Genomic DNA, 11,399 nt, shown 5'->3' with positions numbered 1-11,399 from the left:
AAGGTATATTAATGAGCCAGGATGAAAATATAGTATGGCACACGCAAACGGTGTCACGAGAACAAAAGCAAGGTCATAAAGGACATAAGCCGGTTTTGCTTTGGTATACGGGATTAAGTGGCTCAGGTAAATCGACTATTGCTAATGCGGTGGAATCAAAATTATTTGAATTAGGTTGTCATACTTATTTGTTAGATGGTGACAATGTTCGTATGGGTCTAAATAAAGGGCTCACATTTAGCGATGAAGACCGTATTGAAAATATTCGTCGTATTAGTGAAGTTGCTAAGTTATTTGTTGATGCTGGCTTAATAGTGTCGACAGCATTTATTTCTCCATTTGCTACAGATCGTGCCCAGGCTCGCAGTATTATGGCCAACGGTGAGTTTATTGAGGTGTTTATTGATACTCCAATAGAAGTATGCGAAAGCCGCGATCCTAAAGGTTTGTATAAAAAAGCGAGAGCTGGCGAAATACCTAACTTTACGGGGATTAGCTCTGCTTTTGATGTACCAATATCACCAGAGTTACATGTAAAAACAGCACAGCAAAGTATTGAACAAAGTGTTGAGCAAATTATTCAGTATTTAAAAGAAAAAGAAGTTATAAAATTATAGGTATTCAGACTTTGATACCTGAATAATTTAAAGATTAACCGCTTAGTTAAGCAAAGTACTTTGTTTTCTGACTTTGAGACTATTATGAAATACGATGTTTTTAATGGTGATGCTGATGGTATTATCGCATTACTTCAGTTACAACTCGCTAATCCGACAGACACAGTTAAAGTAACTGGGGTTAAGCGTGATATTCAGTTACTAAAAAAAGTAACACCACAATCAGGCGACTGTATTCGTGTGCTTGATATTTCAATGGAAAAAAATATGCCAGCTCTTCATGATGCTTTAACGGCTGGCGCTAAAGTTATGTATGTTGACCATCACAAAGCAGGTGACATTCCTAATCACGCAAATTTATTTCCTCATATAGATCTGGATGCAAATATGTGCACCAGTTTAATTGTGAATGATTTACTTAATAATCAATTCCACCTGTGGGCAATTACTGCTGCATATGGGGATAATTTATTTGCAAAGGCTGATGCTGAAGCTGATAAGTTAAAACTGACTGAATTACAAAAATCGCAGCTAAAAGCATTCGGTACGTATATTAATTATAATGGTTATGGTAGTGAAGTTGCTGATTTACATTTTTCTCCAGAAGATCTTTACGAGCAACTTTTGCAATATAAATCGCCGCTTGATGCCATAAACGATGAAAACTCTGCTTACTATACTTTAGAGCGTGCTTATAAAGCTGATATGAAAAAAGCTGCAGGGGCCAAAGTTCTGCATGATTGTGATACTGCCAAAGTTATTTTATTAGATGATGAGCCTTGGGCGCGTCGCGTTAGTGGTGTATTAGGTAATGATTTAGCTAACCAAGCTCCGACTAAAGCGCATGGTGTTGTTACAAGCAATAATAAGGGAAGTTATACTGTTAGTGTACGCGCTCCACTTAGTAATAAGCAGGGAGCTGTTGATATATGTAGTAAGTTTGCAACAGGTGGTGGGCGAGCCGCTGCTGCTGGAATTAATGAGCTGCCTGAGTTGCAACTTTCAAATTTTATAACTGAACTAGTAGGTTACTATAAGTAATGTATTTAGATGAGTTCTAAATCTTATTTATTAAGTGAATAAGTAATAGTTATCAACACAGAGGGTACAGAGAAGTGAAGGAGAGGAGCTAATAACTTCTCCGTGTAGCGCGAAGTGCCTCGGTACTCTCGGTGGTAAAATTGTTTTGTAGGTGAGGTTTTATACCTCGCTCATAGAATAAATAAGTGATTATCACCACAGAGAAGACAAGGATAAGTGAAAGAGAAGATCTAATAACTTCTTTTTGTAGCGCGCAGCGCCTCTGTGCTCTCGGTGGTAAAATTGTTTTGGGCTAAATGCTCATAAAGTAATTAAGACATTATTATCACCACCGAGAAGACAAGGTGAAGTGAAAGAGAAGATCTAAGAACTTCTCCGTGTAGCGCGAAGCGCCTCTGTGCTCTCGGTGGTAAAATTGTTTTGGGCTAAATGCTCATTAAGTGATTAAGACATTATTATCACCACCGAGAAGACAAGGAGAAGTGAAGGAGAAGATCAAATAACTTCTCGATGTAGTTCCTCTGTGTTATGGGTGATAAAATTGTTTTTAAGTGAACGCTCATAAAGTGATTAAGACATTATTATCACCCCCGAGAAGACAAGGAGAAGTGAAGGAGAAGATCAAATAACTTCTCTGTGTAGCGCGAAGCGCCTCTGTGCTCTCGGTGGTAAAATTGTTTTGGGCTAAATGCTCATAAAGTAATTAAGACATTATTATCACCACCGAGAAGACAAGGTGAAGTGAAAGAGAAGATCTAATAACTTCTCTGTGTAGCGCGAAGCGCCTCTGTGTTCTCGGTGGTAAAATTGTTTTGGGCTAAATGCTCATAAAGTAATTAAGACATTATTATCACCACCTAGAAGACAAGGAGAAGATCTAATAACTTCTCGATGTAGTACCTCTGTGTTATGGGTGATAAAATTGTTTTTAAGTGAACGCTCATAAAGTAAAATTAGAATGATTAACACTATAAATATTAAGGGAATAAAATGAAAATTGCCGTTGTAGGTACAGGCTATGTAGGCCTTTCTAATGCTATGTTGTTAGCACAACACAATGAAGTGGTTGCATTAGATATAGACGAACACAAAATTGCGCTTTTAAACAATAAGCAATCGCCTATTGTTGATACTGAAATTAGTGATTTTTTAACACGCAGTGATTTAAATTTTACAGCCACAACTGATAAAGTAGCCGCATACAAAAATGCCGATTTTGTAATTATTGCGACTCCAACCGATTACGATGTTGAAAATAACTACTTTAATACAAGCTCTGTAGAGGCTGTAATTAAAGATGCGATAGCGCATAACCCAAATGCAGTTATGGTGATTAAGTCGACTATACCGGTTGGTTTTACGCAAAATATTAAAGAGACGTTGGGTATTAGTAATTTAATATTTTCACCGGAGTTTTTACGTGAAGGTAAAGCGCTACACGATAACCTATACCCATCGCGTATTGTTGTTGGTGAGCAAACTGAGCGTGCAAGTGTATTTGCTAACTTACTTAAGCAAGGCGCTATCAAAGAAGATATTGAAGTACTTTTTACTGACTCAACTGAAGCCGAAGCTATTAAGTTGTTCTCAAACACTTATTTAGCAATGCGTGTAGCTTACTTTAATGAGCTTGATAGCTACGCTGAAGCGCATGGCTTAAACTCAAAGCAAATTATACAGGGTGTTAGTTTAGACCCACGTATTGGTGATCATTACAATAATCCATCGTTTGGATATGGCGGTTACTGCTTACCAAAAGATACTAAGCAATTACGTGCAAATTATGCAAATGTACCAAACAACATTATTGGTGCGATTGTTGATGCTAATACGACACGTAAAGACTTTATTGCGGACTCAATAATTAAGCGTAGCCCTAAAGTGGTTGGCGTGTATCGTTTAGTAATGAAAACAGGGTCTGATAACTTCAGAGCTTCTGCTATACAAGGTATTATGAAGCGCATTAAAGCTAAAGGTATTGAGGTAGTAGTTTACGAACCAGTACTTGAAGAAAGCGAATTTTACCACTCTCGCGTAATTAAAGACTTAAATGAGTTTAAGCAAATATCTGACGTTGTTGTGTCTAACCGTATGGTTGAAGAACTCAGTGATATTGCAGACAAAGTTTATACACGCGATTTATTTGGTAGTGATTAAACTACTAACAAGCTATTAGCTTCTTATTGTTTAATACGTATGTAACCCCGTGGTAATCACGGGGTTTTTTATATCTATATAGTGTGAAGGTCTATAGCATTAAGTGCTATACATTTTATTTGGCTTAATAACAATAATACTTAATAAATTTGAGGGGTTAAATCTGACGCTAACTGTGTTAAAAATTCCGATATATAACAAATAAATAACGAAATTTTTGTCTTGTTACCAACACGATTTTATTACCTCAAAATAGATCACCTAATTAAGCGAATTGATATAATTTAAATGTAAGCACAAAACAGCTATTACTAATTAAAATTGGCCGTAACACCTAATTTAGCAAATGAGTCACCGTATACATCCTCACCGCCATAAAAATCTACACCCCAGCTTTTAACTCCCCAAGCTGCTCTAGAAAGCTTTCTATTATAAGTTATTTGTAACTCATAGCTGGTCGTATAAACATCACTTTTGTTTTTTAAACTGCTGAATGTAGTTTGCAGGCTCTCTTTTCGATTCAATTGCCAGTTCCAATTTAAGCTAACGGCCTTAGCAGCAACATAGTCGTCGTAGATATGCTCATCACCAGCCCAGTGGCCAATTACATTGCCGTTATTTCTATTTCCATCTAGATATATACCATTGGCATACCAAAGCTCTTGCCAGTTACTGTGTTCGATGCGTAAGCTGTGTTTGTCGCTGATAAATGGAAGAAATAAACCAAAGCTATATGCATTATTACGATCCCCTCCAAGGGTGTCTTCTAATGCTATTTCTGCATATAGTTCATAAGGTGTATCATAGAGTGTGTTCGAATACTCAAAAGCAATAGCACCTAGTTGATCACCTAATTCAAAGTTAACGTCGTTTGTGTCATCTTCGCCAACATTATCTTTGCTTCCGGGGCTAAAAAAACCTTCAGCAAAATCTTTTAATGATACATCTCTTGGTCCCCCACCGAACTGCATGAGACGGCTTAAACTGACAGTCAGATTGTCAGTTATTGCTAAGCTAGTATGTAGGCCGAATAAGTAAGGTTTTCCGGGTTCATACTCTCGATCTTCTGCGTTTTCGACTCTTTTGTTTTTTAAGATACCTCTTTGCTCAGAGAGTTGAGTAATAAACATATCGTATCGAATATTAAAGCTAGTTATGGGGGTTACATTACTTATGGATATAGACGGAGTTGTTTCGGCTTGTGTGCTGAGTAACATTGCGCTGTTGCTCAAAGGTGAATACCAATGCTCTCTATAACCGATATCAAGTTGTGCATATTTGAAGCCTAAATACATGATACTTTGCGTTAGTAATATTTCATCCTCGTTGGCTATACCCACAGCACTCATACCGAAGTAATCACCAAAATTAGAATAAGCACCACCTTCAACTATTAGGTTTGTTTTTGTTGTTTGGCCGCGTTGATTTGGTATGTTCTTTTCATTCGTGCCTGCTGATAAAGTTACTTTAGCAAGAGTGGTTGCGCTTGATTGTATATAAGGATTAATTTGATAAGTAAGTGTGTGATAAAGCTCAGGGTAGTCATACCTTATGGTTTGTAATATTCGATAAATATCGTGAGATTTATAAGGTTTACTCATAATGTGTGTGTTTTTACTTACAGCTAAAAGTTGTTGTACTAAGTGCTCAAGTTCTGGGGCTTGATTTAAAGGTAAGTAGGGTGATACGCCACCTTTAGCAACAGCATTTGCACTGATTGCCATCCCGATAAACAGTGATATTTTTTTGAGCATAATTATTCCGTTAGCAAAAATTTGTTTAAGTAAAAACGTTAACGCGAGGTTAGCAATAAACGCCTAAGTAAGGAAGAAAAAAGCGATATATTAGTGGGGATATATAGGAGTAGGCTATCATTCGCAGGTGATAGGCTATCCGTTAAATTCGAGCGCGTTTTTGCATGTAGTGTTTTGCTATAAAGCAGGTGACGAATGCATTTAATAAGTTATACCTACAAAAAATAGATTTATAAGTTATTTATTCACAAAGAGGTTAAGAAGGCGCTTCGCTTTAGAGAAGTAAAAATACATAATTACTATTACTTTAATGTCTTCTCATTTACTCCTCTTTTGCTTCTCTTTGTGCAATAAGGTTTTAAGTAATTTATTCACAAAGAGGTTAAGAGGGCGCTGCGCTTTAGAGAAGTAAAAATACATAATTACTATTATTTTAATGTCTTCTCATTTACTTCTCTTTGTGCAGTAGGGTTTTAAGTAATTTATTCACAAAGAGGTTAAGAGGGCGCTGCACTTTAGTGAAGGCAAAAGTAGGTAATATAAATGTTTAAAATTGCGTTTTTACGTGAGTAAGAGCGGCGCTTACCGGTAAGGTTTTACATCTCACTTTTAAAGTCCTGATAAACAAAAGCCCCGATGGTGCATAGTACCATCGGGGTTTTTTTAATCGTTTTAGTAAACTTAAACTTTAAATTCGTCTACCGACAAGCGAAGTTCTTCAGCAAGTTTTGCTACTTCTGAACTTGAGATATTAGTTTGGTTTGCGCCTTCGGCTGTTTGCTCTGCGATGGCTACAATCGACTCAAGGCGTTCGCTAATTTCTTGTGCTACTTGTTGTTGCTCAAGTGCGGCAGTCGAAATTTCTTCACTTACGTCGTGAGCTTGCGAAACCGCAAATGTAATCGAATCAAGTGCGCTACTTGCTAGGTCTGTTTGTTCAACACACGATACCGCACGTTGTTTACCTTTACTCATTGCGGATACGGCAGCTTCTGCGCCTGTTTGTAGAGACTCAATCATTGATTGTATCTCTTGGGTCGACTCTTGAGTTTTACTTGCTAGAGAGCGTACTTCGTCAGCTACAACAGCAAAGCCTCGGCCGTATTCACCTGCACGTGCAGCTTCAATTGCGGCATTTAGTGCAAGCAGGTTAGTTTGATCCGCTATTCCGCGTATTACATCTAAAATGCTGCCTATTGATGCGCTATCTTGATGCAGTTTATTAATGACTTGTGAGGCGTCGTCTACTTCACGCGCTAGCTGTTCAATCGTTGCTTTATTGTTATTCGAAATACCTTTAACGCGTTCAGCTTCTTTATCAGCATTTTTAATTTCGCTAAGCGCTTGTTGAGCGCTGTTACTAACTGTTTGCGATGTACTGCTCATTTCGGTTGTTGCAGTAGCTGCTTGTTCAACTTGTGCTTGTTGGTTACGAATTGCTTGGCTTGATTCTGAGGTAATGGCCGATGTTTGCTCTGATGCTGCTGCAAGCTGAGTAGAGCGCGAAATAATACCTTTAATTAGGCTGCGTAGGCTGTCAATTAGTGTATTACAACTTTTAGATAGTTCGCCAAACTCGTCTTGAGCACTGTCGTCTAAACGTTGTGTCATGTCGCCACTGGCAACAATATCTAAAATGCGATTAACTTCGGCAAGTGGTTTAGTAATGCGGCTAACAGTAATAATGGCAATCACAATTGCTAAAAGAGTGGCTATAACCATGCCAACCCACGTCCATAAATTAGCTGAGTCAACGTCGCTGCGCACACCTTGTTGTAATTTAAACGCAACGTCACTCGCTTGATTAACTAGTTCGTCAATTTGGTTAAGTGCCATTTTGGTGGCTTGCTCTGACTGCGCAAGCTCTGATTGCGTAAGCGTAATCGAATCAATTAAACGTTTTTTGTTTGCTGCTAAGCTGTTACTGCCCTTTATGTTATTTTCTAAAATATCAACATATTCTTTTAGGCTTGAATATAAGTCGCTATGCGTTTGCTCTATTGCTGGCTTAATTAAATCAACGGTGCGTACTACTTCTTCAAGGTAATACGTTTGCTCGTTTTTAACAATATCGAGAGTGTTAAGCGTTTTAACAGTTAGCATGTCGGTGCTGTTACTAACTACCGACATAAAGTTGTTTTCTAAATTATTTGCAGCTTGATAAGCGCGAGGGTGGTTTTGTTCAAATCCGTCAATGTCGGTAATGTCGAGTACAACAGAGTTAGCATCTTCTGCACTTAGTTCTATGTTTTCTAATTGTGCTTTTAATGCTTTATTTAATGCTAGTTGCTTGCCTTTATCTGCTAATAAATTTTCAACGGTGCTTAAAAAGCTTAAATAGGTTTTTTCTACGTTTTGGCTGCTTTGATTAAGTGCAGCATCGTTTTTTACTACGTCTTGAAGCTCACGGTGCAGCGTGTTGAATTGCTGTTTTTGCTCAAAGACCTGTGCTTTTATTGGTGCAAGCTCATTGGCTGATGTAGTGTAAAAGCTCGCTTGTGCGGCTTTACTCATTAAAATAAATTCGGCTTGTAGCTCAGAGCTTTTATTTAATGCTGGGAGTGATAGTTGGTTCACTTTTTGAGTGGAACGGTCAATATTTGCAATTTTTATTAAGGAATTACCACCAATTATTAATAATAATAGTGTGATAAATATAAAACCACCCCAAATACGCTGGCTTACTGTCAGGTTCATAAGATTTCCACTCAAAAAGTACTTCAATTAAGACTTATCGGCGTTTGTACCAATAAGTTAAGTAATTAAAATCAATTACTTTAATTAATTTTAACTATTAATTGATAAATCTAACAGATGTATTGTTTTTTTTCAGTTTATTTAGACGAAAGGTGGGAATTTTCTACAATTACTTTTTTAGTACTCAGCTCCATTAGGCTCATGGTGTTACCCCATACGCAGCCTGTATCTAGGGCGTGAACCCGTGAATTACCTGTTCTACCTTCAAGTGCGGCCCAGTGGCCAAAAATAATATCGTGTTTAGATTTAGCTATATTGGGGTGGTTAAACCAAGGAGTGAGAGTTTCGCTGTCGGTTATTGCACCCTTTGCATTAAGCTCGAGTTTGTTATCACTTGTTAAAAAACGCATGCGGGTAAAGTAATTAACTATGTATCTAAACTTTGCAAAGTCATCAAGGGTGTTAGACCACCTAGCGGGGTGAGCCTGGTACATGTGTTCAAAAAACGCTTTTGCGTTACTTGATTGATAACAGCTTTGTGCAAATTGAGCTTGTTTTAGCGCATCTTCAATAGACCAATCGGGATTTAACCCCGCGTGAGATATAAAGCAGTTATGTTTTTTAAGCTCTAAAGCCAAAGGCTGGGTTTGTAAAAAAGCGATGTAGTTAGCCAATTTAGGGCTTTCAAATATTGAGTTTAATTTATCTTTTGGATTAGTGGGTTTGTTAAGAAAGTAGCAGGCAACCATGTGAAGGTCGTGATTGCCTAAAGTGATGGTCATGCTATTTTGATGTTGGTAAATATAGTGTAAGCAGGCTAGGGAGTCAGGCCCGCGAGCAACTATGTCGCCAACTAAATATAGGTGATCTTTACTTGGGTTAAAATCAACCCGTTGTAAAAGGGTGTTAAATTCACTAAAACACCCTTGTAAATCACCTATCGCATAATCTGCCATCTAAGTGCTTAATGCAAAATGTTAGGGCAAGCCAAACGAAAGACATTAATAGGCGCCTGAAACTCAGAGCCAAATTCGTTGCGTAACGTGTAATGGCCTTGCATAGTGCCTACAGGTGTATCTAAAATTGCACCGCTGGTGTATTTATAGCTTTCGCCTGGGCCAATATCTGGCATTTCGCCAACAACGCCTTCGCCTTCAACTTCTACTTGTTTGCCATTTGCATCGGTAATTAACCAATAGCGGCTCAGTAATTTTGCACTGCATAAACTATGGTTTTTAATTGTTACCGAGTAAGCAAATACGTATTTTTCAAGCTCAGGTTGAGATTGACCTTCTACGTAAAATGTTTCTACAGATACCTTTACAGGCGATCCAATGTTACTGCTTGTTGTCATAAATCCAGTTAGCTATATCAATAAATTGTTGTAAAGATAAGCGCTCAGCACGCAGCGTTATATCAATGCCAATGCTAGTTAGTTCTTCTGCGGTAAGTAAGTTACCTAAACTATTTCGTAGCGTTTTACGGCGCTGGTTAAATGCTTCTAAACACACGGTGTTTAAAATTTTAACGCTTTTTGCTGTACGTTGCTCTGGCTTTTTAGGTATTAAACGAATAACAGCAGAGTCAACTTTTGGCGCTGGTTTAAAGCACTCAGGTGGTACTTCAACAACCGGCATTGCATTACAGTAGTATTGAGTCATTACGCTTAAGCGACCAAATGTTTTACTACCTGGGCCTGCTACCATGCGTTTTACTACTTCTTTTTGAAGCATAAAGTGCATGTGCTCAATATGATCTGAAAATTCAAAAAGGTGAAACAATAACGGTGTCGAAATATTGTAAGGTAAGTTACCAAACACTTTTAATTTTTTGTCATCGCGAACCAAGCTTGCAAAGTCAAACGTCATTGCATCGCCTTGGTTAACGGTTAATTTAGGACCCAAAAATGGGTGTTCAATTAATCGTTGTGCTAAGTCTTTATCTAATTCAACAACCGTTAAATGGCCGCTTAAGTCGGCTACTGGCTCAGTAATTGCGCCAAGGCCGGGGCCAATTTCTACTAAGTTGTCTTCTGGTTTAGGATCAATCGCAGAGACTATTTTATCGATGATAGATTCATCAAATAAAAAGTTTTGCCCAAAACGCTTACGAGCGCGGTGTCCTAAATGTACTTTATCGGTCATTGATTTTGTGCTTTTTCTTGGGCGAGCTTAATTGCTTCGCGGATCGCTAATTCAAAACTGCCAACGTCAGCTGTACCAGTCCCTGCTAAATCGAGAGCAGTACCGTGGTCAACTGAGGTGCGGATAAATGGTAAGCCAAGGGTAATATTTACCGATTTACCAAATCCTTTGTATTTTAGCACAGGTAATCCCTGATCGTGATACATAGCAAGTACTGCATCTGCTTCAGATAGGTATTTATGTTGAAATAAGGTATCGGCCGGTAGTGGGCCAATTAAATTCATCCCTTCGCTTCTAAGTATTTCAAGCGTTGGGGTGATTGTTTCTATTTCTTCACGGCCTAAATGGCCATCTTCACCTGCATGTGGGTTTAAGCCACACACTAAAATACGTGGTTTTTCTATCCCAAACTTAGTTTGTAAGTCGTGATTTAAAATACCCGCTACTTTAGTTAAGCGCTCAGGAGTAATGGCACGCGACACATACGCAAGTGGAATATGCGTGGTTACAAGTGCAACGCGTAAACCTTCAGTTGCAAGCATCATAACCACATCTGCAGTATTTGATTGCTGCGCAAAATACTCAGTGTGTCCGCTAAATGAAATGCCCGCTTTGTTAATAATGCCTTTGTGAACAGGGCCTGTAACAACCGCATCGAACGTGCCATCCATGTTTTTTTCGCTTGCTATACGCAAGGTATCTAACACGTATTGGCCGTTACCGTCGTTTAGTACGCCAAGCTCTACATCCGCACCTAAATCAACCTGATGAATATACAAACTGCCCGCAGGTGCTGCTATGGCGGGGGCATTATCATCAAATTCAATTAAATTTATTGTTAAGCCTAAATGCTTTGCACGCTCTTTTAATAGTTTGCCATCAGCAATCGCTATAAGTTGAGCGTCCCACGCTTGCTGAGCAAGCGTGAGTAGCAGATCTGGGCCAATACCGGCTGGTTCACCCGGTGTAATAGCAATTCTTAGAGTCAT

The 11,399-nt window shown here is 38.5% G+C and carries 9 protein-coding genes; 3 read left to right on the top strand and 6 right to left on the bottom strand.

What is annotated here, in order from left to right:
* Nucleotides 1–11 precede the first annotated feature (11 nt).
* From cysC to H5092_RS02550, 3 genes are all read left to right on the top strand, one after another.
* Nucleotides 12–617, top strand: coding sequence for an adenylyl-sulfate kinase (gene cysC / locus H5092_RS02560; RefSeq protein WP_024596724.1), 606 nt, complete (start codon nt 12–14; stop codon nt 615–617).
* Between the two features lie 84 nt (nt 618–701).
* A complete protein-coding gene (locus tag H5092_RS02555; RefSeq protein ID WP_182732836.1) occupies nt 702–1,658 on the top strand; it encodes a DHH family phosphoesterase in 957 nt (318 codons plus the stop codon).
* A gap of 990 nt (nt 1,659–2,648) precedes the next feature.
* Nucleotides 2,649–3,815, top strand: a complete 1,167-nt coding sequence (locus tag H5092_RS02550; protein WP_182719919.1) for a nucleotide sugar dehydrogenase — start codon at nt 2,649–2,651, stop codon at nt 3,813–3,815.
* Between the two features lie 311 nt (nt 3,816–4,126).
* Here the strand turns inward: H5092_RS02550 and H5092_RS02545 are convergent, their stop codons facing one another.
* From H5092_RS02545 to pdxA, 6 genes are all read right to left on the bottom strand, one after another.
* A complete protein-coding gene (locus H5092_RS02545) occupies nt 4,127–5,569 on the bottom strand; it encodes a capsule assembly Wzi family protein (protein WP_182732835.1) in 1,443 nt (480 codons plus the stop codon).
* Between the two features lie 681 nt (nt 5,570–6,250).
* Nucleotides 6,251–8,266: a methyl-accepting chemotaxis protein gene (locus H5092_RS02540; protein ID WP_182732834.1), complete on the bottom strand. Its 2,016-nt coding sequence runs from the start codon at nt 8,264–8,266 to the stop codon at nt 6,251–6,253.
* Between the two features lie 137 nt (nt 8,267–8,403).
* Nucleotides 8,404–9,222 (bottom strand): symmetrical bis(5'-nucleosyl)-tetraphosphatase, encoded by an 819-nt coding sequence (locus tag H5092_RS02535; protein WP_182732833.1) that lies wholly within the window; start codon nt 9,220–9,222, stop codon nt 8,404–8,406.
* Between the two features lie 8 nt (nt 9,223–9,230).
* The gene (gene apaG / locus H5092_RS02530; RefSeq protein WP_002960839.1) at nt 9,231–9,620 is read right to left on the bottom strand and encodes a Co2+/Mg2+ efflux protein ApaG; all 390 of its coding nucleotides are present in this window, start codon (nt 9,618–9,620) and stop codon (nt 9,231–9,233) included.
* Nucleotides 9,604–10,410 (bottom strand): 16S rRNA (adenine(1518)-N(6)/adenine(1519)-N(6))-dimethyltransferase RsmA, encoded by an 807-nt coding sequence (gene rsmA / locus H5092_RS02525; RefSeq protein ID WP_002960838.1) that lies wholly within the window; start codon nt 10,408–10,410, stop codon nt 9,604–9,606. The genes apaG and rsmA overlap by 17 nt, the downstream gene beginning before the upstream one ends.
* Nucleotides 10,407–11,399, bottom strand: a complete 993-nt coding sequence (pdxA, locus tag H5092_RS02520) for a 4-hydroxythreonine-4-phosphate dehydrogenase PdxA (RefSeq protein WP_024589800.1) — start codon at nt 11,397–11,399, stop codon at nt 10,407–10,409. Before pdxA ends, rsmA begins: the two co-directional genes overlap by 4 nt.

Source organism: Pseudoalteromonas sp. SR41-7 (genome assembly GCF_014163935.1).
GTDB classification, from domain to species: domain Bacteria; phylum Pseudomonadota; class Gammaproteobacteria; order Enterobacterales; family Alteromonadaceae; genus Pseudoalteromonas; species Pseudoalteromonas distincta.
The sequence above is the reverse complement of the archived record's forward strand: the minus strand, read 5'-3'. Positions and strand labels throughout refer to the sequence as shown.

Excerpts from the sequence above, each read along its gene's own strand:
- cysC (WP_024596724.1), top strand. The coding sequence starts at position 12 with ATGAGCCAGGATGAAAATATAGTATGGCACACGCAAACGGTGTCACGA.
- H5092_RS02555 (WP_182732836.1), top strand. The coding sequence starts at position 702 with ATGAAATACGATGTTTTTAATGGTGATGCTGATGGTATTATCGCATTA.
- H5092_RS02550 (WP_182719919.1), top strand. The coding sequence starts at position 2,649 with ATGAAAATTGCCGTTGTAGGTACAGGCTATGTAGGCCTTTCTAATGCT.
- H5092_RS02545 (WP_182732835.1), bottom strand. The coding sequence starts at position 5,569 with ATGCTCAAAAAAATATCACTGTTTATCGGGATGGCAATCAGTGCAAAT.
- H5092_RS02540 (WP_182732834.1), bottom strand. The coding sequence starts at position 8,266 with ATGAACCTGACAGTAAGCCAGCGTATTTGGGGTGGTTTTATATTTATC.
- H5092_RS02535 (WP_182732833.1), bottom strand. The coding sequence starts at position 9,222 with ATGGCAGATTATGCGATAGGTGATTTACAAGGGTGTTTTAGTGAATTT.
- apaG (WP_002960839.1), bottom strand. The coding sequence starts at position 9,620 with ATGACAACAAGCAGTAACATTGGATCGCCTGTAAAGGTATCTGTAGAA.
- rsmA (WP_002960838.1), bottom strand. The coding sequence starts at position 10,410 with ATGACCGATAAAGTACATTTAGGACACCGCGCTCGTAAGCGTTTTGGG.
- pdxA (WP_024589800.1), bottom strand. The coding sequence starts at position 11,399 with ATGACTCTAAGAATTGCTATTACACCGGGTGAACCAGCCGGTATTGGC.